Origin of the sequence: Pseudomonas sp. NFPP02, from assembly GCF_900119355.1 — a bacterium.
Classification (GTDB): Bacteria; Pseudomonadota; Gammaproteobacteria; order Pseudomonadales; family Pseudomonadaceae; genus Aquipseudomonas; species Aquipseudomonas paracarnis.
The window spans coordinates 20,837-46,138 of record NZ_FPJI01000008.1 but is presented as its reverse complement, the minus strand read 5'-3'; the positions used below and the strand labels follow the sequence as shown (position 1 = coordinate 46,138).

The window sequence follows — 25,302 nt, the reverse complement described above, 5'->3', positions numbered from 1 at the left end:
GGGGGGTTACTCCGAATCGTCGGTGGAAAGGTCCAGGGCGATGTTCGCCGTGAGGTCTTTCGGGCAGTTGTGGGGCTTGATTTTTATGTACACCTCAACGGCGGTTTTGCTCTTCCAGGTCAGCACGATGTCGCCGTCTTTCGGCGATTCGATCTCGCCCGGGAACACCTCGCCGGCAAACTTGACTGACTTGGCCATCTTGCGAAGTGGAGCCATCAACGCGTTGACGTTCACGGCCATGCTGTTAGCGGTGCTGTTCAAGCGACGGTCAGCCACGCGACGGATCAGCAGCGGCCGCACCAGGCGCGCCGCCTTGTCTGAAAGACGCAGATATTCGATCACTTGGTAGTCGCTGGCCGGCGTGTCCAGCATGTTGCCGTCGCCCCAGTACACGCCTGGGTAATCGGGATAGGTCTGTGAAACAGAAAAGCGGGCTTTATCCAGCTCGGCGCGGATCGAGGACGGCAACGGGATACCTTCCTTGTCCACAGGCACCGGCCCCAGGCCCAAAACGGCACCACTTGCCACTCGCATAGGGCTGTCTGCGATGCTCACTGCAGCGTTAGCCAAACGACCGCCCAACACGCCCAGGTCATTGCCGTGCAGTTGAGGAACGGCCAGCACACGGGGAGCGGCAAGACCGTCCACGATGGCTTTCTGGTCCACCAGGTATTCAGACCAGCTCTGCAGCGGTGTCGGGCTAGGCGTGGCCGCCATCACGAACACGCGGCGCCCATAGACGTTGCCGAGCGCAATCGCGGCGTCGTGCATCGCTGACAGCTCAGCGCCCTTGGTCACCGGCTGGGTGATAACCACGGCCTCGACAGAAAAACCTTGTTGCTGGGACTGCTCCAGGGCCGTTTGCCAGTCGCCTTCGGGGCCGATTGGCGCTGCCAAGCATGCCCAGCGATCGCCACCGTTCAAGCGTGCGGCCGTGACTTGGGTTTTCAGATCGCTGGCCGGCAGGCCGAGCTGGGAATCCAGGTCGCTGTCGGTGTTAAGGGCGATCAATTTGCCGGCGTTTTTCGGGCCGGGGCCGATGAACAGAAAATAGCGCTCGATCTCAGTCACGGCGCCTTGGCCCAGATTGAGATTGTTAACGCTGACCTTGCCAAGTGCCATGGTGTGCCTCGTTAGCGGGGTGAATTAAGGATTTGTTGGAACACCTGGTTAACCAGGTCGCGGGTTTCACTCCCGCTCTCCACACCGAGGAACTGGCGTTTTGGCAGGGTGATATCCCAGCTCTGCGCGCCCGTTGTTTCGGTTCGTTCGTCGTTCAAAATGCGGATCAGCAAGCCGGCCTTGGCGTAGTTCACATGCTCTTGAATCCAGGCCACTGACGGCCTGGCCAACGCCTTTTTGCCCTTCTGGCGGACGCGGAAGCCCAGCCGGCGCAAGCGCTTGGCCTGTTTGTCGGTGCAGGCGATGCCTGGGGGGACTTTGTTCCAGCGCCGCATCTGCGCGGCGGTACGTCGCTCGCTGACGCCGTTGTGCTGCTGCGCGGCGACCCAACGAGTCAGGGCGTTTTTCCAGCCCAGTTCGGCTTCGTCGGAGCTGACGCGGGTCACCTGCAGCAGTTTGGCCAGGCCGGCTTCCATCTTCTTTTTGCCCTTGGCCGAGCCCTTGCGCTCAGCGAACGGCGTGCCGTCCAGGTTCTTTTGTTCGCGTACCCGCTTACGGCTCATCGTCCGCACGCGCTTGGTCACGTTGTTCAGCAGTCGCCGGCGCAACTGGGGCGGCAACTCAAGCAGCGCCAGTTGGGCGTCGACGTTGACCGTGCCCCTGATATCGAGGGCCAGCGGATTAGCGGCCATCGCTACCAACCTCGCCTTGCTCAGCTACCCATAGATCGAATGGGACGAACGCCCAAGTCTTGCCGAACGCCTCGATCTCGCCGGCGGGATCTTCGGCCAGGTACTGCGGCTCGATGAATTCCAGGGACAGGTCTACGTCGAAGCTGTCCTGGTCGAGGGGTTCAACAGCAAACAGCGGCGCTGGCAGTTCGTGTCGGTCCCGATCGGGATCGTGGTTTTCCAGCCAACTGCCTACCAGGGCCATCAGTCGCGCCGGGTTGCCGGTGAAACGCTCAAGAGAGAACACAGCGCGGTAGCGCATATCAGACATGTGCAGGCCGTCGCGGTCGGGCTTCCAGATCAGCTCAAGGCTGACCTGTTCGGTCCAACTGTCGAACTGCTCAGGCGGCACCAGGTTGCGGGACATCAGGTAGGCGGTCAGCGCCTGCAACTGGATCATTGCAACGACGCCGTAATGCGGCCACGGCCCTGCAGGGCACGCACGGCCTGCTGGCTAAAAGCCAGGAAGGTTTCAGCACGCTCCGGCGCTTCCTTGCCCGTGTTTTCGGCGCTTTCGCGGCGGGTGACAGTGGCGAACTGGGGCAGTGAATTGCCCTTGGCACGGCTGTAGACAGCGCGTTTATAGAGCGTGACCTTATAGGCGTAAGCCCATCCTGCCGGGGTGGCCACGCCGGCCGCTGCCTGCAGGTTCGATACCCCTGCCGTCTGCAGCTTCGCTCTCACGCGGGCCAGGTCGGTGTTCACTTCGAACATGGCGCTTTTCAATGTGTCGACCAGCAGCTCCACCAGGTACTCAGCCGGCACGCGTTGTTCTTTCTGAAACTCGGTCACGGAAAGGTCTGGCCAGAAGCCGTCATTCTCGATCGTCAGTTCCACAAAGGTGGTGGGTTTCCCGGAAAAGCTCATTGCTGGCCGCTCAAATAGGGCGGGGAGCCTGTTTTCAGTGGGACGGTCCATAAATGGGCGGCTCACTTCCACAGGTCCCCGCTGGGGGGGTAGTCGGTTATTCGGAGGCCGGGTTAGCAGCCGCTTGTTTTTCCAAGGCCCTGCGGACCTTCTTGATGCGGGTGTCGTTGCCGGCTTTCGGGTACAGCTCGGTAGAGCGCTCCAAATGTTTGAGCGCGGTTTCCCACTGCTCAGCCTCCATAGCGCGCATGCCGATCAACTTGTGGTAGTTGCTCGGGATCTGCTCAGGCAGGTCCCATTCGCCGTCAACGCGGGGCAACAGCTCGGATAGGTAAGGCTCAGGGCTGCGGCCCGCGTTGTATTCGTCGTAGGCCCAGTCGGCTACCGCATCAGCAACAAAGGTCTGGATGTCGCGGCGCTTGAATCGCTCCGGCATCTTCTGGCCTTGCTCCATCAGGAAGTCGGCCAGCTCCAGCGCGTCTTCGAACTGGGCGGTGTCGAACAGCCACACCATAACTTGCACTGCAACGCGATTAGGGAAGTTCAGCCCCGACTCGCAGTAGCGCTGGACGTATTCCTGGTACTTGGGCAGCAGCTCGTCGCGCTTGAGCAACTGGCGTCCCGCCATAGCTCCTTTCATCGCGCTCAGGCGCTCCAGGTCCTGGTCCAATGCCGCTTCCTGCAGTAGCAGGTGCTTGCGAGCATTGGCGGGACTACTCAGCGCATCGGCCGGCGAATAGGCCAAGCTTGCAGCAGCGGACATCGCCGCTACTGCAGTGCTGCCCATGGCCAGGGTGCGGCGCTTGTGCGCCAGGGCCAAACTCACGCCGCCACCAATTCAACGTTTTCAGTGAACGCGATCTTTTCCAGCTGCTCGATCACGTAGCCTTCGTTGCGGCTGTTGTAGTCCTCGACGCGGGAGCGCTTCGGGTTCTCGATCGTCTGCTTACGCCAGCTGGTGTCCTGGTAGTAGATCGACAGGTTGTCCCAACTGGTGACCAGCACCGCGTTGACCGGGAAGTTCGGCACGCTGAAAGCTGGCAGGCCACCATAAGTCGCAATCACCTGGGCGTTTTCGATGCGCTCTTTTTCGGTCGGCGTGTCGCCTTGCTTGGTGTACAGCTTGGCCTTGTCAGAGGCGAGCAAGTCGGTGCCGATGATCGCGACCAGGTCGCCATCTTCGCGCAGGATCTCGTCCACCATCTGCTTGGTGTCATGCACCAGGGCATCAAGGTTGGCGTAGTCACCACCAGCGCCCAACGTCACCTTGCCGGCGGTGGCGCCCTCTTTAAGCACCTGCTGCGGGGCCTGCTCGCGCAATTGCTGCAGCCAGCCCTTGTTCACGTCCTGCAGCTTTGGATTGGCCGCCAGATCGGTCTGAGGGGCGGCACGGGTTCCGTGGAAGCCGATAACGATACGGTCCTGGGCAATGCGTTTTTGCACAGCAGCGGAATAGCGCTCTTTGAAGTCGGGAAACTTCGCCCAGGCGTCGATCTTGGCGTATGGCAGGCCCACGTCCGACTGGGTATCAGCCAGTTCGTAGGTGGTGTTGTCCAGCGCCGAGGCGTCCTTGGCTTCGCGGTCGGTGGTCTTGGTATTGGTGCGGCCAGTGACCGGGCCATTCACACCGATAAAGACTTTTTCGCCCTTAATCTCGCTGACCGGGACGACGTTGATACGTTCCAGGAAGTCGGCTTTCGCGGTGATTGCGTCGTTCAGCTCCTGGGCAATCGTCGGTTCCACGCTGAACATGCGGCTCGATCGCTCGACGCCGTACGCTTCGGCCATCGCTTCTTGCAGCTCGGCATACTGTTTGGCGCCACGGGCGCTTAATGGCTGGGCCATGTCAGAGCACCTTACGTCGTGGGGCGGCTACTGGACCGGGGTTGCGTGGCAACTGGCGACCGGCCGAGGTGTTCTGTAGTGCGGTGAAGCGCTTTTCCAAAGCCGCCATGCTCGCCAACAGTGCCTTATTCGTGGCCGCGCCCTTACGGCTGAACTCACGCTCGTCTTCTGCTGTAGTGACGATCTCGTCTACGGCCGTGCTCACGTCGTCGATGGGTGCCTGGTCGGGTTCTGGTGCGTCTGCGGCGGCGGGTTCAATCACAGCCTGAATGCCGGCAGCGACGACAAGCAGCTGCTCCAGCAGGGCTTTAAGCGCCGTTGCGGTAGCTTCATCCATTGGGGGTTTGCTCTCAGTTGGGGTGGTGGGTTCGGCGGGCTCGGCATCCGTGGAAAAGCGCTTGAACAAACCGGTGAGCAAGCCGATCAACTTGCCGACCTCGCTTTGCGGCTCAGCTTCAAAAGAGCCCAGTTCAACGGACGCGGCGTAGTACGTCGCTTTATTGGTTTGGCGGGAGAAGTACAGCTCTTGAGTGCCAAGGCTTGACGGTGTGTCGGTGACCGCAAGGCCGGTCAGGTAGGATTTGCCGCTACCGGCGAAATTCGGCCAAATCTCAATACTGGTAAACAGCTTCTGCCCCTGGTCATTCAGGTACAGCAGCCGATCGTTGGGCTTGAGCTGGGCCTCCAGGGCAACCTGCCCTTCCTCCAGATCATCGCCCTCCTCGACCAGACGGACCGCGTAAACGGTGCCGAAAGAACCTTCTGCACGCTGGTGTTCACACCAGATCACAGCCGTGTATTTCGACGGTTTATAGGTTTCAGCGATATCGCGCAGTTCCTGGGGAAGGATCTCGCGACCATCGGCGGTAATGCCGCTGGTGGCGACACGTTTCCAGAATGAAACAAGGGAACGGGGCATGGGCGATAACTGCGCTCAATCGGTTGAATGAGCCGCCACGATAGGGAGCCGCCAAGCCCCAAACAAACGGTTCAAATGCGCGTTTCACCTATATCAGCGATATAGGTGGATCACGGAATTTAACCCCGCGTTTCCAGCGTTTTCGCCGCATAGACTGCGGCCCATGTACTACTCGACCGAAGTTAAAGAAGCCGCTAAACGCCTGTTTCTACGCCGCTGTAAGGCCAAGGAAATTCAGGCGCAGCTCAACCTGCCCAACATCCGCATCGTCTACTACTGGATACGCCAGGGCGGTTGGGAGGACATGCTGTCGGACGAAGAACCGCTGACCGCTGTTGGCCGGCGTATCACCCTGCTCCTGGACAAAGCCAGCAGCCTGACCAAAGACGAACTCAACGAGCTGGACCGCCTGACAACGGTACGCGAGCGCTTGTTAAAGCAAGCGGTCAAGCCGTCGCCGGCACCGGTCGGGGAATCAGGCAGCGAACCGCAGGAACGCCGCCAGGGCACGCGTGGCGAACGTTCGGGCCGTGGCGATAGCGGAGGGAAGAAACGCGAGAAAAAAGCCAAGAACGACATCAGCGGGCTGACCGAAGTCGACTTCCTGGATAAGTTCATCAGCAAGATGTACCGCTATCAGCAGGAGCTGTTCGCGGCCAAGCAAAACCCGCTGACGTGCCGAATCCGCAACATTCTGAAAAGCCGCCAAGTGGGTCTCACCTACTATTTCGCCGGCGAAGCGTTCATGGATGCGGTGCTGACTGGCGACAACCAGGTGTTCCTGTCGGCCAGCCGCTCGCAGTCGGAGATTTTCCGCAGCTACATCATCCAGTTTGCCAAACAATGGTTCGACATCGAGCTGACCGGCAACCCGATCACGCTCAGCAACGGCGCCGAGTTGCGCTTTCTCAGCACCAACAGCAGCACCGCCCAGGGCTACCATGGCCACGTCTATGTCGATGAGTATTTTTGGATACGTGACTTCGACAAACTCAGCACCGTGGCCAGCGCCATGGGCACCCACAAGAAGTGGCGTAAAACCTACTTTTCGACGCCCAGCGCGGTGTCGCACCAGGCTTATCCGTTCTGGTCCGGTGAGGAATTTCGCAACAGCAAACGCGGCAAGAAAGCCGGCGGCACTTGGCCCACCGAGGCGTCTTACACCCAGGGCGCGCTGTGCCCGGATGGTCAATGGCGCAAGACCATCACCCTGGACGATGCCATCGCCGGCGGCTGCGATCTGTTCGACCTGGAGCAGCTGCATCTGGAGTACGACGAAGACAAATTCCAGCAGCTGTTCTACTGCAAGTTCATCGACAGTAGCCAGAGCGCGTTCGGCCTCAAGGATCTGGAGCGATGCTATTCCGACCTGTCGTTGTGGAAGGACTACAACCCGGACCTGGATCGGCCGTTTGGTAACAGCCCTGTTTGGCTTGGCTACGATCCAAGCCGGACCCGCGACGACGCCACCTGCGTGGTGATCGCCCCGCCACTGGAACCCGGGGCGAAATTCCGCATTCTGGAAAAGCACAGCTGGCGTGGTCAGTCGTTCAAGTACCAGGCCGACCAGGTCAAGAAGCTTACCGAGCGTTTCAACGTGCAGCACATCGGCATCGACACGACCGGTATCGGTTACGGCGTGTTTGACCTGGTGCGCGACTTCTACCCGCGTGCGACTGCTATCCATTACAGCCTTGAAACCAAAAATACGCTGGTACTCAAGGCCCAGGACACGATCCAGGGCAGCCGCATCGAGTGGGACGCCGGCTGGACCGACATCGCCCAGGCGTTCCTGACCATCAAACGCGGTACCACCACCAGCGGCCAGGTCACCTACAGCGCTTCGCGCACCGACGCCACCGGCCATGCAGATATCGCCTGGTCGATCATGCACGCCCTGTTCAATGAACCCCTCAACACCAACAAGCGGCGCCGTAGCCGCTATGTCACGAGCGGAACCAATGCCCAAGCCACGACACAAAAAGCCCCAAGCCAGCCAGCAGGTACAACAGCCACAGCCCATGCGGGCGTTCACCTTCGGGGAACCGGAGCAGGTGCTGTCCGGCAACATAGGCGAGTACCTGGGGGTGTTTCTCAGCGACGACGGCGAAATCTACAAGCCTCCGGTGTCGCGGGCGGGCCTGGCCAAGCTACTGCGCGCCAACGCGCACCACGGCGCCATCCCCAAGTTCAAGCGCAACCTGCTGCTGCGTGAATTCATCCCGTCCGAGGGCTGCAGCACGCAGACCATGGGCCGGGCGAGCCTGGATTACATGGTGTTCGGGGAGGCGTATTTCTATCGTGATACCAACGCCTTTGGTGAAGTTCTGGAGATGCAGCACCTACCGGCGATCAACATGCGGGTAAAGGTCGACGGCGGTTTCAGGATGCTGCTGCCAGACAGCAAGTACATGGACTTCCACCAAGACGAAATCGAACACGTCCTGGACTACGACGTGGAACAGAACATCTACGGCGTGCCCGACTATCTGGGCGGCCTGCAGGCGCTGTTGCTGAACGAAGCTGCCACCCTATTCCGCCGGCGCTACTACAGCAACGGCGCGCACGCGGGTTACATCTTCTACACAAACGACCCGGACCTGACCGAAGAAGACGAAGAGAACCTGCGGGCCCAAATCAGCGCAAGCAAGGGTGTGGGTAACTTCCGCTCGATGTTCGTCAACATCCCCAACGGCAAGGAAAACGCCATCCAGATCATCCCCGTAGGGGACTTCCAGGCCAAGGACGAACTAGAGAAGGTGAAGAACATCACGCGCAATGACGTGATCGCGGCGTGGCGTATGAACCCTGCCTTGGCCGGAATCATCCCGGAAAACAACGGTGGGTTCGGGGACATCGAAAAAATAGATCGTGTGTACACCAGCAACGAGATCAGGCCGATCTGTCAGCTGTTCAACCAACTCAATGATGTACTTCGTCATGACAGGCGCATCGACTGGAAAAAGATCGATAAAGCAGGTGAAACCACTACCTGATACTTCACAAGTAGAGAAATATACTGCACCACATGCGAACATAGTGGCAATTCGTTGCACCCTGGGGAGGGAATATGAGAGTGACTTGTAAGTGCGGGCACAAAGGTCGGATCGCATCGCGTGATGTGCTATCCGCCGACTTCGCGAAACTTTACTGCCAATGTCTCGATGCCAAGTGCGGACATAGCTGGGTGGCTAACCTTACGTTTTCTCATACGCTTAGCCCATCCGCTCAGACGTTCGACAGGCTGTTGATGGATCGGCTGAGAGATATGCCTAGGGCCCAACAGCAGGAGCTATTTGAAAAGCTCGGATCGCAGGCCGTCGCATAATGCGCGCCGCCGACAATCGAGTTTCAGCGGCGCAGGGGTCAGTCTTCGTCGGAATGATCCGGGTTGCTTATCAGCGCTTCGGTCAGTCTGCGCAATCGCTGTTTGTCGCGAAGGCTCAACTGACGATACAACCCAATCAGACGTCGCTCAGTGTGCGAAAGCTCATACCGCGCGGATGCTGCCATTTCAACGTAACCGACATCCGCGTTTGTGCGATCCAACATGCTTACCACTCCATAAAATCCATTGCTGTCGCAGTGATATGGGGGCAAGCGAGTGGCAAGACGAGAAGTGAGGGCTTAACTCACCCCTTTGGCAGTATCGTCAGCAACGGCTTTAAGAAAGCGCCGGATGGCTTTTTGATCGTCCAAAGGAATGCTGCGGTACTGCTGAACAATGCTGTCTTCAACCTCAGACAATGCATCACTTCTCAGCGTAGTACGAGTTCCGCTAATGATGTAAAGCACGTCAAATCCGAACGTGCTTGCGGCCAAGCTCAAGTAAGAGGCTGGTGCGTCACTGGCACCGGACTCGTAGTTTCCTTGAGTTCTTTTCGAGACACCAAGTTGTTCCGCAAGTTGATCTTGCGTCAGCCCAGCCTGGGCCCGTTGTTGGCGCAACCTTGCGCCAATCTCTTCGGAGAGTGTCAATATTTTTCCATCCAGATATTTACATTGGCAGATTTTTGCCACATCCTGCGCTCGTCATCACACGAAAACGCAAGGAATTGCACTATGCCCAACTCACCCATCACCGAGCAAGCTCGCCAGCAGGCGCGTGCATCGTTGGAGAAGCGTGGCCAGTCAGCCAAAGACTTCGCAGCTCAACATCAACTTAACCCCAGCACCGTCTATGCGGTCCTGAGTGGGCAGAGCCAATGCCGTCGTGGGGAGGCTCATCGCGCAGCCGTATTACTCGGAATCAAAGACGGTGTGATTGAACAGTAATGGCCAAGCCCCTGAGGGAACAGCAGAATATGAAAAGTCAGGTTCTGAAAACACGCCGTGAAGTTGTCAGTGCAATTATTTGCACCTTCGACGGTGGCCGCGAACGGGCCGCCGCTCGCATAGGCCTATCACTCAAGAAGTTCGATAACCACGCTTACGAGAACAACAACTGCCGCCCGCTGACGGACCTACAGATCTTTCAACTGGAACAAGTCACCGGCACCCAGCACCTAGCCAACTACGTCGCAGCACTGTACGGCGGCATGTTCGTGCCGGTCATCCAACCGGAAAACCTCGACAACGTTGAGATGTACGCACGGGCAGTGCAGACCTCGGCTAAACAGGGCACGGTCGATCAGGTTATCGCTCAGGCTATCGAGGACGGCGTGATCACCAAAGATGAGGCCGAGCTGATCCTGAACGCGCACGTCTTGCACATAGCTGCACGTACTGCCGAAATTCATGCCGCTATCGACCTCTACCGCGCCAAATCAGGTAAAGGCCAATGAACCCTCAAATCAATGCATTGGACTATCAACAGTGCGTGCAAAACGCTGCACTGGCGTTCCTTAAGCGCCACCAATCCGAACACCTGGGCGATCTGTCAGCGCTACGCAACCGAGCAGTCATTCATCTGGTGGAGAACCTCGACGTGGCCGAACCAGTTGCAACCAAACTGACTTACCTCGCCCACACCGAGTTATTGGAACTGGCGCGCCGCCAACGTTCCGCGAACTTGTAACACCGACCCCAACCAATCGCCGGCCCCACATCCCGTGGGTTTGGGTGAGCTGCGCCCGAAATTGAGGTTTAACGATGACAAACGCCGTAATTGTCACCACACAACTGCCTCCAGCAGAGGCAGAAGCGTTGCTGGCCAACCTGCGCGAACAGTATCGCTTGAGCCTCAATGAACACTGGTACGACGACCAATTCCGCCTTGTTGCGGCCGGTCTGCGCCATGGCGCGATTCTCGCCCATATTCCGGTCATGGCTGCGCAAAAACGCCTTATGGCAGCCCTGTCCCACAGCCTCAAAGCAGTGAAGTAACCCATGAAAGAAGAACTTCGTCACGACGTGCTGCAACGCCTTCAGGCCGACTTCGGGCTCAAGCACCGCACGGGCACCGACTACATGCGCGGCGGCATATGCCCCAAGTGCAAAAAGAAAGAGCTGTATTCCCGCTTTGATACGCCTTGGATGGTGATCTGCGGGCGGCCCGAAAAGTGCGGCCACACCCTGCATGTGAAAGAGCTGTACGACGATCTGTTCGAAAACTGGAGTAAGCGAGCGCCGGCGACAGACCTGCATCCCAACGCAACGGCACGCGCCTACCTGGAGTTCGCCCGAGGCTTTCGGTTTGAGCTGATCAAGGGCTGGTTCACCCAGGAATCGTTCTACTCCGCTGAACACAACGCCGGCAGCGCAACAGTGCGCTTCGCCTTGGAAAAAGGCGGCTGGTGGGAACGCCTGATTGATCAGCCACACCGCTTCGGCAAGATGAAAGCTCGCTTCAAATCCAAGGACAGCTATCGCGGCGTTTGGTGGTGCCCGCCCTGCGTCGACCTATTGGAAGCCAAGGAAATTTGGATTGTCGAAGGGATCTTCGACGCCATCGCCCTGGTGCACAACGACATCGCGGCCGTATCGGCCATGTCTTCCAACGCGTTTCCTGGGGACTCGCTCAAGGCTCTGATTAAGACCCGGGAGGGCGCAAAGTTGCCCAAACTGGTATGGGCTTTGGACAACGAGCCGAGCGCAAACGCCTACACCAGGCGTTGGGTCCGTGAGGCCCGTGCCCTGGGGTTCATCTGCGAGTCAGCACAGATCCCGCAACGCGACGGTCGCAAGTCGGACTGGAACGACCTTCATCAGCGCTGGAGCTTCATCCAGGACGAAACCAAACGCACCGACCAGATCACCACTGACCTCAAACAAGCCCGCCATCACGGCGCCCTGTTGCTGGCCGAAAGCGCGGCGGAAAAAGCGTTGCTCATTTACGACTGGAACAAGCGCGGGGAATTTCACCTGGGTTTCGGCAACCGCCTGTACTGGTTCAAGTTGGACATGGAGAAATTCAACCGGGCCATGTCCGACATCGAGGACAGCGAGAACCACGACGACCAGTTACTGAACCAGGCGCAACAGCGCGAAAAGGCGCTGCAGCAGTCCGGCAGCGTCGTGGAGATCGCCAACTGCTACCCCCAGGCACTTTATTTCCAACGCAACGAAGTGACGGACGAGTCCTGGTACTACATGCGCGTGGACTTCCCGCACGACTCTGAAAGTGTGAAAAACACCTTCACCAGCGGCCAGCTATCAGCCGCAAGCGAATTCAAAAAGCGGCTGCTCGGCATGGCGGCAGGCGCGATGTTTACCGGCAGTGGCCAGCAGCTCGACAAGCTCATGAAAGATCAGCTGTTCGGCATCAAAACCGTGTCAACGATCGACTACGTGGGCTACAGCAAGGAGTACGCCTGTTACGTCTACGGCGATATCGCAATCAAGGATGGCACCACTTACAAGGTCAACAGCGAAGACTATTTCGAGTTCGGCAAGCTGCGCTTAAAAACCTTGCAAAAAGGCGTCCCGATCAAGCTACAGCGTGAAGCAAAGGGTTTTGACGAAAAGTGGGTGCAGTTGCTGTGGACCTGCTTCGGCGCCCAGGGCTTTGTCGCACTGGTGTTCTTTTTCGGTTCGTTGTTTTGCGAACAGATTCGCGCTCGCTATCAGTCCTTCCCCTTCCTGGAGGCCACGGGCGAAGCTGGCGCGGGCAAGACCACCCTGCTGAACCTGCTGTGGAAGCTGCTCGGCCGCGAAGGCTATGAAGGCTTCGACCCAATGAAATCAACGAAGGCAGGACGCTCCCGTTTGATGGGTCAAGTCTCCGGTATGCCCGTTGTGTTCCTGGAGGCCGATCGTCACGGCGATGATCGGGCACACGCGAAAACCTTTGAATGGGACGAGCTGAAGGACTTCTACGGCGGCGGCACGCTGGCTACGAAAGGCGTCAAGACGGCAGGCAACGAAACCTACGAGCCGCCATTCCGGGGCACGATTGCTATCAGCCAGAACGCGGCCGTGGTGGCGCACGAAGCGATCATGACGCGCATTGTGAAGCTGCATTTTGTGCGCCCGATCGTTACACCGCAAAGCCGTGCGGCAGCGGATCAACTCAATGCTCTGGACGGTAGCACCCTCAGCCACTTCCTATTGCGAGCGGTAGGGAAAGAGTCGGCGGTGCTTGAGCTATTCGCCCAGCGTGTGCCCGAGCACGAATCCAAGCTGCGCCGTTTGCACACTCATTGCTTCGCCTGCAGCACGGCCTATGCCAGTGACCAGGGCAATTGCACCAGCTGCGGCTATGACCTGCGCGGCTACATCCGCGTGGAGCGCATCAGCAAAAACCACGCGCAAATGCTATCGCTGCTGGACGGCCTATGCCTGGTCCTGAAATTGAGTGCCCCCCAGGTCGCTGCCACCCAGCGTCAGATCGTGCGGATGGCCATCGAGCGCCAGGCGTCGATCAGCTCCGACCATGCCGCCGTGGCCGAGTTTTGGGAGGTTTACGACTACCTCGAATCCTTGAGTGAAGACCCGGTGGTGGACCACAGCACCGACCCGACCGTGATCGCTATCAACCTCAACGAGTTCTGCGAGCGCGCCGTCGAGCACAAACAGAAGGTGGCCGACGTGGCCACGTTGCGCGATCTGCTCAAGGAGTCCCGCTCCCGCAAGTTTCTGGACAGCAATAAGGCCGTCCACAGCGCGGTACGTGCAGCTTTCAACAACCGCAACCCGTGTTCACAACCCCGGCCGACCACAGTGAAGTGCTGGACATTCAAGGCATAAAGGAGAGCAACAACGATGCAGATTCAAGTGTTTATGGGCACTGCCGGCAAAGGCAAAACAAGCAAGCTGCAAGCCGTGCAGGACCGCTTGGAATTCACCGGCGAGAGCGCACCGGTCATCCAGGCCGGTGCATATGGCGAGGATGGTTTGTTGGAGATTCTGGAAGTCAGGGCAGCCGGTGGCCAGCGCGAAATCCTGGTGGACGACTGCAGCCGGCAACAAATTCTGAGGGTACTGGCGTGGCAATCATGCGTTGAGCATGAACCCGATTTTGACGGCCTGGTGATCCACCTGGCCCGCAAGGACTGACGGTTTAAAAAAGCAGTGCCGAGGAGTTGCAGCTCCCCGACACCCAACCACCACCGAGGACTAAACCATGCAAGCGCAGACCCAAAGCAGCAGCGGCACAAAGGCTATCACACCGGCACGGCATCTGGTGGCCACCGCGATTATTGGCGCGGCCGTCATAGGCTACCTGGTACATAAAACGCCCGAATCACGAATCCGTCTGGAAAGTCTAAGTAAGATGGCCAGCACCCTGGGCGAATTGAGCGAAACGGATGCGGCCGTGGTCGCCCAATTGCTCGCCAAGCCAGCAACACGGGGTGTATCACGCCATGTCTGACCGTCCTACTGCAGCCACCGCACGCCGCTTTCCCTGGAACATTGACCACACCAGCCTATGCGATCAATGCGGCTATTGGCGTATACAAGGCAGTCACCTGAAATGCAGCCAGCGGCGCCAGCTGCAAAACGCCCATTTACGCAACCAGAAGCCGAAACGGTAAGCCGCGTCCACCAGAAGATGCGCCACCAGATACTTGGCCCGGAAACGGGCCTTTTTGTTTCCGATCGTCAGACTGTCGTTACACGAGTACAGCGTTAGGGGTTTACATGAGTGGGGTCGAAGCTCGCGGCAATTCCGTGAGAATCTATTTTCAGTACGACGGCGAAAAGTGCCGTGAGTCCATACCAGGAGGCAACAAACCGGCCACGGTGGCCCAGGCAAAGCGCTTGCTTGCCATCATCGAATACGAGATTGATTCCGGCATCTTTGACTACGCCCGCCACTTTCCCAACTCGACCAGGCTGGTGGAAAACACCTTTGGTCACTACCTGGACCTGTGGTTGCGGATCAAGGCCAACAGTGTGGCGGCTTCAAGCTATCGCGGCTACGCCAACAAGGCCGAGGTGCATGTGCGGCCACGCTGGGGCAAGGTGCAAATCAACGCAATCGATCACCTGGACCTGCAGGAGTGGATTCAGGGCACGCTGTCCAAAACCCTCAAAAACAAGACCATCCGCGACATCATCAGTAACGTGCGCCAGGTGTTTCGGCTCTATCGCACCCGGATGAAAGTCGCCCACGATCCCACCGAAGGCTTGATGGTGCGTCTCCCCGATCCCGAAGCACCGGACCCGTTCACCCGGGCGGAAATCAAACAGATCCTGGAAACGCCGACCAACCGCACCTATGAGCTGCTGATGGTGCAGTTCATGTTGTGGGCTGGCCCACGTGTGTCTGAAACCATCGCCTTGGCCTGGGAGGACGTCGACCTGGAACAAGGCACCGTAACCTTTCGCCGATCGAAGGTACGCGGTGCCTATCGCGTCACCAAAACCCGCCGCTCGATGCGCAAGGTGCGTTTGCTCGCTCCCGCTTGGGAAGCGTTGCGCAAGATCGATGCCCTGACTCGACAGCGCAAAGCGGAAACCGTGGAGATTGTTGAACGTGACAATAAGACGGTACGCAAGCACACCTTGCACTTCGTGTTTTTGAACACCAAAAGCGGCCTGCCCCATGCCAACGACTTCGTGGTGCGTGACCGGTTTTTTAAGGCGCATCTACTTGCAGCGGGGGTTCGATACCGTGGGCCAGGTCAGTGCCGGCACACCTACGCCAGTCAGTTGCTGACCACCGGCATCGCCTCAATCGATTGGATCGCCGAACAGATGGGGCATACCAACGGCAATATGATCCGTCAGCACTATGGGACCTGGATCAATGAGGACGGGCCAGATGTGGTGGGCATGCTGCAGTTGGCGTTAAAACTTTCGCCGGTCACAGTTCTACACTGAAACCCGCGAGGCCCACGGCCTCGGCAAAACGCCCCACGGCCGTCAGGCTCGACCAGATGCGCAACGGCTCACGCCGCGAGCGCACTGGCACCAGGCGCGCGGTGGGACTGCCCAAACGGATGGAGAGCGTCCACTTGCTGTTGTCTCCTGCAAGGCGGCCCACCACTACTTCCCGTACCACGTGCTGGCTGACCAGGACTTTCAAGGTATCGGACTGAATGGCCTGACCGATCATGGCGTCAGCCCTAAGCGTGTCGATGGGTGCGACGCACAGCTGCCTCGCGAGCCTTGGACAGCAGCTCGTACATCAGGTCGCGTTGCTCATCCGTAATCAGAGCACCAATAGACAAACCCAAGATAAAGCCCTTTGCCGTTGCGGTGTCGATCTCGATCTCGGCACCGTCATGTTCGACGCGGCGCAAGTTATCCAGTAGATCCCCCCAAAAGTGCTGCAGTACGGCCGTGCTCAGCTCGACTCGAGGTTCGCCGAACTGGAATTGGGCGGGCTTTGGATTTGCTTCAGGGGTAGCCATGAGCGGATCTCCTTATCAGGGATGAGTGGGTGGAATCACGTGACCAGCATAGGGGGGCGTGGTAATCCAGTCCACGGCATTCCGGCGGACGGTAGGTAGCAAAAAGGCCCCCACACCTGGCTTCGATGTGGGGGCCTTTTTGACATAAGCGGCGTTATTGGTAACGCAGCGGACTTACTACCCGGTGACGTGCTTACCCATCTTGAAGCCTTCCATCGGGTCTTTCTTCTCCTTCGGCTTACCCACTGTCCAGCACGTCGCAGGTTTCCCAGTGTCCGGGTGGGTGCAGCTGGTCGGATTGCCAACCAGCTCCCAACCTTGTTTCACGTAGTCGTTCAGCTTTTCAACGGTGTATAGCGCTTCGAATTCTTCGTACTTACTCATTTGTTACTGCTCCTTGCGGTGAATGATTGCCCATTGTAACCACGGCGACCGTAGCGGGGGTTCCTTTCTGTTCGTTAAGCGCCTTATTGAAAGGCTTGCCACAATTGATAGCAGAAAATCCACATTAACAGAGAGCCTGCAGCCAAACCGCTTAGCACTGAAGGGACCAAAAAAAACCACCATACCCTCTGTGACCGAACTTGAAATAACTGACTTGATGCGATGAACCGCTGGATAAGCTCAGGCCCACTCATGTTTTGTATCATCGCGCTCGTTCGAGACATATGGATGTTGCTCCATATCATCTTGATGACCTCCCAAGCTATAAATAACACCAGAGAAAGCACAGCAAGAAGCCCACAGAGCGCATACAAACGAGGCGGTAGCTTTGGGGAAAGTGTGGACCAAAGCCCAAAAAAACCTGCATAGCCTGCTACCAAGATGAGGTTGATATAGGTTCCTGCACTAGCCATCTGCCTTTCGTGCACCTGCATCAGTGCGTTAGCGCCTTTATCTACTTCCAGATGACGCTGAAACTCTCTGAGTTCATCAATAGCTTCCGAGTGCGTGTTCACCACGGTTTCCACCTGCTCATTCCATCGCTGCTGATTCATCTCATTCCGCTCCATTAGAGAGTTATTACAGCTGGGTCCCGTGGACGCAAATATCGACCGGCGTCGAGCCCAATATGCGCCAGATGATTTGGCGTGAAAACCACCCTACGCTTCCGGGCTCCGCACGCTCAGGTTTTCGCACCAATATAGAGCGCCAGTCCCATGGTGGTCCCATGAGGCTATTTTTTGGACGTCAAAAACCACAAACCCCCGACTTTCTCTAGGAAAATCAGGGGTTTGAGTTTTCGTAATTTGGCGGTGAAGGAGAGATTCGAACTCTCGATACAATTTCTTGTATACACACTTTCCAGGCGTGCTCCTTAAGCCACTCGGACACTTCACCGTATCTCGTCAAACCAGTTCAGTCTGTCGAGGCGCGCTAATGTAGTCGAAAGCCTTTCTGATGGCAAAGGTTTTTTTCAGAATTTTCATGCGGTTAGACCGTTATGCCATTCACCGCGCGGCAAGGGGTGGTGATTGTGCCATTCTCAGGCAGCGGCGGCACGCGTCTGGAGCGCTTGCTGCGCCCTGCTGCGGGGTGTCTACCCTTGGGGATGGGGCAAAAGCCTGACTGGGTAGTCAGTCACGGCGCTTTACCCGCGGGGGCGTGGTGAGTAACGTCTGCGCATCTACCTCTATAACAAGCCCTACAAGGAACCGCGTCATGAGTGAGTTGATTGCCTACCACTTCGAAGACGGTATCGCGACCCTGACCCTGAGCAACGGCAAAGTGAATGCCATTTCTCCGGCGGTGGTCAGTGAGTTTAATGCGGCGCTGGATCAGGCCGAGAAGGATCGGGCGGTGGTGATCATCACGGGCACGCCGGGGATTTTGTCGGGTGGCTATGACTTGAAGGTGATGACCGCCGGCCCTAAAGAGGCAATCAGCCTGGTGACCTCGGGTTCGACCCTGGCGCGGCGGATGTTGGCGCATCCGTTCCCGGTGATTGTGGCCTGCCCTGGGCATGCGGTGGCCAAGGGTGCGTTCCTGTTGTTGTCGGCGGATTATCGGATTGGCGTCGAAGGCGCGTTCAGCATTGGCCTCAATGAAGTGGCGATTGGCATGACCATGCACCACGCCGGTATCGAGTTGGCGCGGGATCGCCTGCGTAAGTCGGCGTTTCAGCGTTCGGTGATCAATGCCGAGATGTTTGATCCGCAAGGCGCCTTGCACGCCGGTTTCCTCGACAAGGTGGTGGCACCCGAAGAACTGCACGCTGCAGCATTGGAAGCAGCGCGGCAGTTGAAGAAGATCAATATGAACGCGCACAAGCACACCAAGTTGAAAGTGCGCCGCGCACTGCTTGAAGCCCTGGACGATGCAATCATCCAGGATCAGGGCCATAGCCTGAGCTAAGTCCTACACCTGCTGTGCCTGAGCCCGACCTTGAGTCGGGCTTTTTCTTACCTATAAATGTGAAACGTCCGTAGCCGCTCTAGCTAGCCGTTATCGGCTCATGTGGAAACATGCGCTTAAACATCGGCTATCTCCTACGTCTGTAGGGGCAATTGCCGAATACAGTGCACATCCGTACACTGCGCCACCTTTTGTCCCTATGGGCCGTGTCGATGCTTTTTCTGTTGCGTATGTTGTTGATGGGCCTGCATTTTATGATCGCTGGCGTGCTGGGTGTGCTGGTCGGTGTGTGCAGGCCGTTCAACCCGGACAACAGCCGTCTCTGCGCTCGCCTCTATGCGTTGCCGGCCATGCGGATCCTGGGCTTGAACGTAAAGACCGACGTCGACTCGCTGCGCAACAAGCCCGGTACCTGCGTGGTGATCGCCAACCATCAGTCCAATTACGATTTGTTTGTGTTCGGCAATGTAGTGCCCCACCGCACGGTCTGCATCGCCAAGAAAAGCCTGAAATGGGTACCACTGTTCGGCCAGTTGTTCTGGCTGGCGGGCAATGTGTTGATCGACCGTGGCAATGCGCACAAGGCCCGGCGTGCGATGCTGACCACCACGCATACCTTGCAGCATGAGGACACGTCAATCTGGGTGTTCCCGGAAGGTACGCGCAACCTGGGCAAAGGGTTGTTGCCGTTCAAGAAAGGCGCATTCCATATGGCGATTGCGGCCGGTGTGCCTATCGTGCAGGTGTGTGTCAGCAATTACGTGACGCAGATGAAGCTCAATCGTTGGGACAGTGGCAGTGTGCTGATACGCTCGTTGCCGCCGATTCCTACCTGTGGCTTGACGGTGGATGACATCCCTCAGTTGCTGCTGACGTGTCAGACGCAGATGGATGAGTGCATTGCACAGATGGATCGCGAACTGCAACGCGCGTAGGCGCCCGCTTAGGGTGACGCGGAGCGTCACGGGCGGCATTCCCACGCAGAGCGTGGGAACGATCAGTGATATCAGCCAGCAACAACGGAACGCCATTCAGGCTAAGCTGCCCAACATCTGTCCTCTTGATAAGAAGTGATCAGCACCATGGGTAGAGTTGTTGCGGCTGCCGTCTACAGCGCCGGTAAGAAAGTCTCGGATATCACTCTCGATGAAGGCGCGGCCTGGGCCGCCAAACCTGGGCACTTTGTGTGGATCGGCCTGGAAGAACCCAGCGCCCAGGAACTGAACAACCTGCAACGCCAGTTCAACCTGCACGAGCTGGCGATTGAAGACGCCATGGAAAAACACAGCCGCCCGAAGCTGGAAACCTTCGGCGACGCGCTGTTTATCGTCACCTACTCACCGGTGCGCGAGAACGGCAAGCTGGAGTTTATCGAAACCCATATTTTTGCCGGCAACGGCTACATCATAACCGCACGCAACGGTCACTCGGCGTCCTACGGCTTTGTGCGCCAACGCTGTGAGGCGCGGCCGCTATTGCTGGAGCATGGGGAAGATTTCGTACTCTATGCGTTGCTGGATTTTGTCACTGAAAACTACCAGCCGGTGAGCGAGGCGATCCATGCCGAGATCGATGAGCTGGAGCGCAACGTGCTGTGCAGTTCACTCAATGAGCGCGATATCCAGCACCTCCACGGGCTGCGTCGTGACGTCCTGCGGCTCAAGCGGCATGTGGCGCCGATGGTGGAAATCAGCCAAGAGTTGCAGAAGCTCAGCTTCCCGTTTATCGACAAGAACATGCGCCCGTATTTTCGTGATGTGCAAATCCACGTTACGCGACAGATGGAAGACCTCACCACCCTGCGCGACATTGCCAGCCAGACCATCGAGATCGGTGTGTTGCTGGAGGCTTCGCGCCAGAGCGTGGTGCAGCGCAAGTTCGCCGCGTGGGCGGCGATCCTGGCGTTCCCCACGGCGGTGGCGGGGATTTACGGGATGAACTTCCAGAACATGCCCGAGCTGCAATGGCACTACGGCTATTTTGCGGTGCTCGGTTTTATTACCTTGGGCTGTACCGGTTTATGGGCCAGCTTCAAGCGTTCGGGCTGGCTTTAAGCCTTGGCTTCAGGCTGGTGCGCCACAAAGCGCATCATCCACTCCGCCACGGTCACGCCGTGGTGGTCGCGCTCCAGGCTGGCCACGCCGTTGCTGTAGACCTTTTCACCCAGGGTTGTCTGAAGTATTTCCAGCAACTCACGGGAATAGTCGTGAACAAACTCCGGATGGCCCTGGAAGCACAGCACCTGGTCGCCAATGTGATACGCGGCAAACGGGCAGAATTCGCTGGAGGCGATCACGGTGGCGTTTTCTGGCAAGGTGGTGACTTGGTCCTGGTGGCTGATCAATAGCGTCAGTTCCGGCACCTCAGGACTCATCCATGGCGTCTTCGCATCCAGCTTGTAGGCGTGGGTGCCCATCCCCCAGCCCTGACTGGCACGTTCGGCCTTGCCGCCCAGCAGCAGCGCGAGCAACTGATGACCGAAGCACACGCCCAGCAGCTTGTCGCCGCGCTCATAACGCGTGAGCAGGTAGGTTTTGAGCGTCTGGATCCAAGGGTCGGTACCGAACGAATCGGCCTTGCTGCCGGTGATCAGGTACGCGTCAAACACTTCGTCATCCGGCGGGTACTCGCCTTGCACCACGTTGTAGACCACAAACTCGGCGGCTATCGGTTGCTTGGCGAACAGGCGCTTGAACATCTGCCCATAGCCTTGGTACTCATCGATCAAAGCGGGACGCAGAATATCGGTTTCCAGGATGCAGACGCGTAGCGACATAAAAAATACCTGACACGGCGATGGGAATATTGCACACCCCAGAGCCTGCCTTGAAATACCTCCCCAAAGCAAGCCCTCAATGGCCGCCCACACTCCCTGTAGGAGCGAGCTTGCTCGCGAAAAACGTCAACGATAACGCAGGTGGCCTGGATAAAAGCGTTGCCTGTGCGTTCTTCGCGAGCAAGCTCGCTCCTACAGTGGAACGTCTAAAACAGCGCGCCTTTTGCGGCTTTTTCCAGTAATAACGCCGGTGGCGAGAAGCGCTCCCCGTACTCCTCGGCGAGGTAGCGGGCGCGGGCGATGAAGTCGTTCAGCCCGTACTGGTTGATAAACTGCAACGCGCCGCCACTCCAAGCGGCAAAACCGATGCCGAAGATTGAACCAACGTTGGCATCCGCCGTGGACATCAACACGCCCTCCTCCACACAGCGCACGGTTTCGATGGCTTGGATAAACAGCAAGCGGTCACGCACATCCTGGGGGGAGATTTGCTTGCCGGGCTGTTCGAACCGGTTTTTCAGCTCAGGCCACAGGTGCTTCTGGCCGCCAGCGGGATAGTCGTAAAAACCACCGCCGGCCGCCTTGCCCGTGCGCTTGTATTCGTTCACCAACAGATCAATCACCGCCGTCGCCGGATGGTTCGGCATAGCCTTGCCTTCGGCCTGCAGGTCCTTGGCCGTTTGCTGTCGGATATGGCTCATCAGGCTGAGGGACACTTCATCGGACACCGCCAGCGGCCCCACTGGCATGCCGGCCTTGCGCGCTTCGGTCTCGATCATCGGCGCCGCCACGCCTTCGCCGAGCATGGCGATGCCTTCGTTGGTAAAGGTGCCGAATACCCGCGAGGTAAAGAAACCGCGACTGTCGTTGACCACAATCGGGGTTTTCTTGATTTGGAGTACGAAGTCAAAACCTCGGGCCAGGGTTTCGTCGCTGGTGCGCGCCCCCTTGATGATTTCCACCAAGGGCATCTTGTCCACGGGGCTGAAGAAGTGCAGGCCGATGAACCTGGCTTGATCAGGCACCGCCGTGGCCAGGCCGCTGATGGGCAAGGTGGAGGTGTTGGAGGCGATCACCGCGTCGGCCCCCACCACGCTTTGCGCTGCGGCCGAGACCTTGGCCTTGAGTGCGCGGTCTTCGAATACGGCCTCGATGATCAGGTCGCAGCCGGCCAGGTCGGCGTCATCCTGAGTAGGATGAATGCGCGCCAGGGTGGTTTCGCGCTGTTCGGCGGTCAATTGCCCACGGCTGACTTTCTTGTCCAGCAATGCGGCCGAATGGGCTTTGCCTTTTTCAGCGGCGGCCAGGGTGATGTCTTTGAGCACCACCTCGATCCCCGCACAGGCACTGACATAGGCGATGCCCGCGCCCATCATCCCGGCGCCGAGCACGCCGACTTTGCGCGTTACATAAGGCGCAAAACCCTGCGGTCGCGAGCTGCCGGCGTTGATTTGGTTGAGCTGGAACCAGAAGGTGCCGATCATGTTCTTCGCCACTTGCCCGGTCACCAGTTCGGTGAAGTAACGGGTTTCGATCAGGTGCGCGGTGTCGAAGTCCACTTGGGCGCCCTCGACCGCTGCACACAGGATTTTCTCCGGCGCGGGGAAGCAGCCCTGGGTCTTGCTACGCAAAATCGACGGCGCAATGGCGAGCATCTGTGCGACTTTAGGGTGGGATGGCGTGCCGCCGGGAATCGCGTAGCCCTTGGTGTCCCAGGGTTGCCTGGCCTGCGGATTAGCCAGAATCCAGGCACGGGCCTGGGCCAGCAATGCCTCGCGATCCGCCGCCAACTCATCAATCAAACCCGCTTGCAGGGCCTGTGCGGGCCGCACCTTTTTGCCTTCGAGCAAATACGGCAAGGCTTTTTCCAGGCCAAGCATGCGCACCATGCGCACCACGCCACCGCCCCCGGGCAACAGGCCAAGGGTGACTTCCGGCAAACCCAGTTGCACGGACTTGTCGTCCAGCGCGACCCGGTGATGGCAGGCCAGGCAAATCTCCCAACCACCTCCCAGGGCCGCGCCATTGATCGCGGCGACCACCGGTTTGCCGAGGGTTTCCAGGCGGCGCAATTGCGCTTTCAATACCAAGACACTGTCGTAGAACGACTTGGCGTGGGCTTTATCGACCTTGATCAGCTCATTGAGGTCACCCCCGGCAAAAAAGGTTTTCTTGGCCGAGGTGATCACCACCCCGGCGATCTCGTCCTTTTCCGCTTCCAGGCGCGCGAGGGTGGCCGCCATGGCTTCACGGTAGGCGGCGTTCATGGTGTTGGCGCTCTGGCCGGGCATGTCCAGGGTCAGTACCACGATCTGGTCCTGGCCTTTTTCGTAACGAATGGCATCGGTCATGACAAATTCCTTAGGCTCAGAGGCGTTCGATAATGGTGGCGATCCCCATGCCACCGCCGACACACAAGGTGGCCAGGCCGTAGCGTTGCTGGCGCACCTCGAGCTCGTCGAGCAAGGTGCCGAGAATCGCGCAGCCGGTGGCGCCCAAGGGATGGCCCATGGCGATGGAGCCGCCGTTGACATTGACCCGTGCGGTGTCGATGCCCATGTCCTTGATGAACTTGAGCACGACCGAAGCAAAGGCTTCGTTGACTTCGAACAGGTCGATGTCTTCAACCCGCAGGCCGGCTTTGGCCAGTGCTTTGCGAGTGGCCGGCGCGGGGCCGGTGAGCATGATGGTCGGGTCGGTGCTGGTCACCGCCGTGGCGACAATACGCGCCCGCGGTTGCAGGCCCAGTTCACGGCCTTTGGCCTCGGAACCGATCAGCATCAGCGCGGCGCCATCCACAATGCCGGAACTGTTGCCCGGCGTGTGCACATGGTGGATGCGCTCCACGTGGCTATAGACCCGCAACGCGGTGGCGTCGAAGCCCATCTGGCCCATCATTTCGAAGCTCGGCTTGAGCTTGCCCAAGCCCTCGAGGGTTGAGTCGCCGCGGATAAATTCGTCATGGTCCAGCAGCACAATGCCGTTCTGGTCGTGCACCGCGATCAGCGACTTATTGAAGGAACGGTCTGCCCGCGCCCTGGCGGCTTTCTGCTGGGACTGTAGGGCAAAGGTGTCGACATCCTGGCGTGTGAAGCCTTCCAGGGTGGCGATCAGGTCGGCGCCAATGCCTTGGGGCGTGAAGTGGCTGTGCATATTGGTTTGCGGGTCGAGCACCCAGGCGCCGCCATCGCTGCCCATGGGCACGCGGGACATGGACTCGACGCCGCCAACAACCACCAGGTCTTCGAAGCCGGAACGCACCTTCATCGCCCCCAGGTTCACCGCCTCCAGGCCCGACGCGCAGAAGCGATTGACCTGTACACCGGCAACACTGACATCCCAGTCGGCCACCAGCGCGGCGGTCTTGGCGATATCGGCGCCCTGGTCGCCCACGGGGGTGACGCAGCCAAGGACGATGTCATCCACTTGGCGGGTGTCGAGGTCGCTGCGCTGCGCCAGCGCCGTGAGCAAGCCGGCCACCAGGTTTACCGGCTTGACGCTGTGCAGGGCACCGTCGGCCTTGCCTTTACCCCGGGGCGTGCGTATCGCATCAAAGATCAAAGCTTGGGTCATGACATCCTCGAACCGCTATGGGTGTGTGCCCCTACCTTAGGCCCGATTGACACGGTTTCAATGACGGATGCGCTCATTGCTTTTGACCCCCTCGCTCGGACGAACGGTAGGTACCTACGGGAAATGCCTGATTAATCGTTTTAGCCGTCTAGCCCTAGGGCTGGCGCCAAGATGGCAATAAGCCTCATGCCGTTTTTAGCGCAAATACTTCTTAGCTGATATGAAATGAGTCTAAGCCAGAAAGAACGGGCGCTCTAAGGTTGAATCTGTAAGACGCTGCTGCCGGGTTTTGCTGGAGCAGCTGTAAGAAAAGTGCAACGTCACCTCGCGATACTGACTTCAACGGCACGCATTTGACGCTCAGGAATAACAACA

Annotated in this window: 29 protein-coding genes and 1 tRNA gene; 14 read left to right on the top strand and 16 right to left on the bottom strand. The window is 58.5% G+C overall.

Features of this window, described 5'->3' with window-relative positions:
- Positions 1 to 6: 6 nt before the first annotated feature.
- The 7 genes from BT204_RS15285 to BT204_RS15255 all read right to left on the bottom strand — a co-directional run bounded on the left by BT204_RS15285 (position 7) and on the right by BT204_RS15255 (position 5,484).
- Positions 7 to 1,122 (bottom strand): DUF2586 domain-containing protein, encoded by a 1,116-nt coding sequence (locus BT204_RS15285; RefSeq protein ID WP_072447338.1) that lies wholly within the window; start codon positions 1,120 to 1,122, stop codon positions 7 to 9.
- A gap of 11 nt (positions 1,123 to 1,133) precedes the next feature.
- Positions 1,134 to 1,814 (bottom strand): phage virion morphogenesis protein, encoded by a 681-nt coding sequence (locus BT204_RS15280; protein ID WP_072447336.1) that lies wholly within the window; start codon positions 1,812 to 1,814, stop codon positions 1,134 to 1,136.
- Positions 1,804 to 2,253: a phage tail protein gene (locus BT204_RS15275; protein ID WP_019817377.1), complete on the bottom strand. Its 450-nt coding sequence runs from the start codon at positions 2,251 to 2,253 to the stop codon at positions 1,804 to 1,806. The genes BT204_RS15280 and BT204_RS15275 overlap by 11 nt, the downstream gene beginning before the upstream one ends.
- A complete protein-coding gene (locus BT204_RS15270; protein ID WP_072447334.1) occupies positions 2,250 to 2,720 on the bottom strand; it encodes a head completion/stabilization protein in 471 nt (156 codons plus the stop codon). Before BT204_RS15270 ends, BT204_RS15275 begins: the two co-directional genes overlap by 4 nt.
- A 97-nt stretch (positions 2,721 to 2,817) precedes the next feature.
- Positions 2,818 to 3,546, bottom strand: a complete 729-nt coding sequence (gene gpM, locus BT204_RS15265) for a phage terminase small subunit (protein WP_072447332.1) — start codon at positions 3,544 to 3,546, stop codon at positions 2,818 to 2,820.
- On the bottom strand, positions 3,543 to 4,565 hold the full coding sequence (locus BT204_RS15260; RefSeq protein WP_072447331.1) for a phage major capsid protein, P2 family: 1,023 nt from the start codon (positions 4,563 to 4,565) through the stop codon (positions 3,543 to 3,545). The genes gpM and BT204_RS15260 overlap by 4 nt, the downstream gene beginning before the upstream one ends.
- Before the next feature lies 1 nt (position 4,566).
- Entirely contained in the window at positions 4,567 to 5,484 is a 918-nt protein-coding gene (locus BT204_RS15255; protein ID WP_072447329.1) for a GPO family capsid scaffolding protein, read from the bottom strand.
- A 163-nt stretch (positions 5,485 to 5,647) separates the two neighbouring features.
- Between BT204_RS15255 and BT204_RS15250 the strand changes: the two genes are divergently transcribed.
- The 3 genes from BT204_RS15250 to BT204_RS15240 all read left to right on the top strand — a co-directional run bounded on the left by BT204_RS15250 (position 5,648) and on the right by BT204_RS15240 (position 8,812).
- On the top strand, positions 5,648 to 7,699 hold the full coding sequence (locus tag BT204_RS15250; RefSeq protein ID WP_072447327.1) for a terminase large subunit domain-containing protein: 2,052 nt from the start codon (positions 5,648 to 5,650) through the stop codon (positions 7,697 to 7,699).
- Complete coding sequence (locus BT204_RS15245) at positions 7,611 to 8,480, top strand: phage portal protein (RefSeq protein ID WP_072447326.1); 870 nt, start codon at positions 7,611 to 7,613, stop codon at positions 8,478 to 8,480. Before BT204_RS15250 ends, BT204_RS15245 begins: the two co-directional genes overlap by 89 nt.
- A 74-nt stretch (positions 8,481 to 8,554) precedes the next feature.
- Positions 8,555 to 8,812 (top strand): ogr/Delta-like zinc finger family protein, encoded by a 258-nt coding sequence (locus BT204_RS15240; RefSeq protein ID WP_072447324.1) that lies wholly within the window; start codon positions 8,555 to 8,557, stop codon positions 8,810 to 8,812.
- Positions 8,813 to 9,111: 299 nt separating this feature from the next.
- On the opposite strand, the gene BT204_RS15230 is transcribed toward BT204_RS15240, so the two are convergent.
- A complete protein-coding gene (locus BT204_RS15230) occupies positions 9,112 to 9,504 on the bottom strand; it encodes a helix-turn-helix domain-containing protein (RefSeq protein ID WP_239695918.1) in 393 nt (130 codons plus the stop codon).
- A 42-nt stretch (positions 9,505 to 9,546) separates the two neighbouring features.
- Between BT204_RS15230 and BT204_RS15225 the strand changes: the two genes are divergently transcribed.
- The 8 genes from BT204_RS15225 (at position 9,547) to BT204_RS15190 (ending at position 15,690) form a co-directional block, all read left to right on the top strand.
- The gene (locus tag BT204_RS15225; RefSeq protein WP_057976343.1) at positions 9,547 to 9,759 is read left to right on the top strand and encodes a helix-turn-helix domain-containing protein; all 213 of its coding nucleotides are present in this window, start codon (positions 9,547 to 9,549) and stop codon (positions 9,757 to 9,759) included.
- 29 nt (positions 9,760 to 9,788) lie between these two features.
- Entirely contained in the window at positions 9,789 to 10,268 is a 480-nt protein-coding gene (locus BT204_RS15220; protein ID WP_275668963.1) for a YmfL family putative regulatory protein, read from the top strand.
- Positions 10,265 to 10,501, top strand: coding sequence for a hypothetical protein (locus BT204_RS15215; protein ID WP_072447316.1), 237 nt, complete (start codon positions 10,265 to 10,267; stop codon positions 10,499 to 10,501). Before BT204_RS15220 ends, BT204_RS15215 begins: the two co-directional genes overlap by 4 nt.
- Before the next feature lie 74 nt (positions 10,502 to 10,575).
- Positions 10,576 to 10,809: a hypothetical protein gene (locus BT204_RS15210; protein ID WP_038451200.1), complete on the top strand. Its 234-nt coding sequence runs from the start codon at positions 10,576 to 10,578 to the stop codon at positions 10,807 to 10,809.
- 3 nt (positions 10,810 to 10,812) lie between these two features.
- Complete coding sequence (locus BT204_RS15205; protein WP_072447314.1) at positions 10,813 to 13,611, top strand: toprim domain-containing protein; 2,799 nt, start codon at positions 10,813 to 10,815, stop codon at positions 13,609 to 13,611.
- A 15-nt stretch (positions 13,612 to 13,626) separates the two neighbouring features.
- Positions 13,627 to 13,920, top strand: a complete 294-nt coding sequence (locus tag BT204_RS15200; RefSeq protein WP_072447312.1) for a hypothetical protein — start codon at positions 13,627 to 13,629, stop codon at positions 13,918 to 13,920.
- 67 nt (positions 13,921 to 13,987) lie between these two features.
- Positions 13,988 to 14,236 carry a hypothetical protein gene (locus tag BT204_RS15195; RefSeq protein ID WP_072447310.1) on the top strand — a complete coding sequence of 83 codons (249 nt, stop codon included), beginning with the start codon at positions 13,988 to 13,990 and terminating at the stop codon, positions 14,234 to 14,236.
- A gap of 269 nt (positions 14,237 to 14,505) precedes the next feature.
- Positions 14,506 to 15,690: an Arm DNA-binding domain-containing protein gene (locus BT204_RS15190; protein WP_072447308.1), complete on the top strand. Its 1,185-nt coding sequence runs from the start codon at positions 14,506 to 14,508 to the stop codon at positions 15,688 to 15,690.
- On the opposite strand, the gene BT204_RS15185 is transcribed toward BT204_RS15190, so the two are convergent.
- From BT204_RS15185 to BT204_RS15165, 5 genes are all read right to left on the bottom strand, one after another.
- Positions 15,674 to 15,925, bottom strand: coding sequence for a hypothetical protein (locus BT204_RS15185; RefSeq protein ID WP_072447307.1), 252 nt, complete (start codon positions 15,923 to 15,925; stop codon positions 15,674 to 15,676). The genes BT204_RS15190 and BT204_RS15185 overlap by 17 nt on opposite strands.
- A gap of 10 nt (positions 15,926 to 15,935) precedes the next feature.
- Positions 15,936 to 16,223: a hypothetical protein gene (locus BT204_RS15180; protein WP_072447305.1), complete on the bottom strand. Its 288-nt coding sequence runs from the start codon at positions 16,221 to 16,223 to the stop codon at positions 15,936 to 15,938.
- 177 nt (positions 16,224 to 16,400) lie between these two features.
- The gene (locus BT204_RS15175) at positions 16,401 to 16,607 is read right to left on the bottom strand and encodes a hypothetical protein (protein ID WP_072447303.1); all 207 of its coding nucleotides are present in this window, start codon (positions 16,605 to 16,607) and stop codon (positions 16,401 to 16,403) included.
- 83 nt (positions 16,608 to 16,690) lie between these two features.
- Positions 16,691 to 17,221 (bottom strand): hypothetical protein, encoded by a 531-nt coding sequence (locus tag BT204_RS27895; RefSeq protein ID WP_175550972.1) that lies wholly within the window; start codon positions 17,219 to 17,221, stop codon positions 16,691 to 16,693.
- Between the two features lie 253 nt (positions 17,222 to 17,474).
- Positions 17,475 to 17,564: transfer RNA gene (locus BT204_RS15165), tRNA-Ser, on the bottom strand.
- A 321-nt stretch (positions 17,565 to 17,885) separates the two neighbouring features.
- On the opposite strand from BT204_RS15165, the gene BT204_RS15160 reads away from it, so the two are divergent.
- From BT204_RS15160 to BT204_RS15150, 3 genes are all read left to right on the top strand, one after another.
- Positions 17,886 to 18,578, top strand: a complete 693-nt coding sequence (locus BT204_RS15160) for a crotonase/enoyl-CoA hydratase family protein (protein ID WP_054920502.1) — start codon at positions 17,886 to 17,888, stop codon at positions 18,576 to 18,578.
- Between the two features lie 212 nt (positions 18,579 to 18,790).
- On the top strand, positions 18,791 to 19,513 hold the full coding sequence (locus BT204_RS15155) for a 1-acylglycerol-3-phosphate O-acyltransferase (protein ID WP_054920500.1): 723 nt from the start codon (positions 18,791 to 18,793) through the stop codon (positions 19,511 to 19,513).
- Positions 19,514 to 19,660: 147 nt separating this feature from the next.
- Positions 19,661 to 20,632, top strand: coding sequence for a magnesium and cobalt transport protein CorA (locus tag BT204_RS15150; protein ID WP_003193449.1), 972 nt, complete (start codon positions 19,661 to 19,663; stop codon positions 20,630 to 20,632).
- Here the strand turns inward: BT204_RS15150 and BT204_RS15145 are convergent.
- The 3 genes from BT204_RS15145 to BT204_RS15135 form a co-directional block, all read right to left on the bottom strand.
- Positions 20,629 to 21,354 (bottom strand): amidotransferase, encoded by a 726-nt coding sequence (locus BT204_RS15145; protein WP_014719523.1) that lies wholly within the window; start codon positions 21,352 to 21,354, stop codon positions 20,629 to 20,631. The genes BT204_RS15150 and BT204_RS15145 overlap by 4 nt on opposite strands.
- A 206-nt stretch (positions 21,355 to 21,560) precedes the next feature.
- Positions 21,561 to 23,705: a 3-hydroxyacyl-CoA dehydrogenase NAD-binding domain-containing protein gene (locus BT204_RS15140; RefSeq protein WP_072447299.1), complete on the bottom strand. Its 2,145-nt coding sequence runs from the start codon at positions 23,703 to 23,705 to the stop codon at positions 21,561 to 21,563.
- Between the two features lie 16 nt (positions 23,706 to 23,721).
- A complete protein-coding gene (locus BT204_RS15135; protein WP_054897210.1) occupies positions 23,722 to 24,927 on the bottom strand; it encodes an acetyl-CoA C-acetyltransferase in 1,206 nt (401 codons plus the stop codon).
- Positions 24,928 to 25,302: the final 375 nt, after the last annotated feature.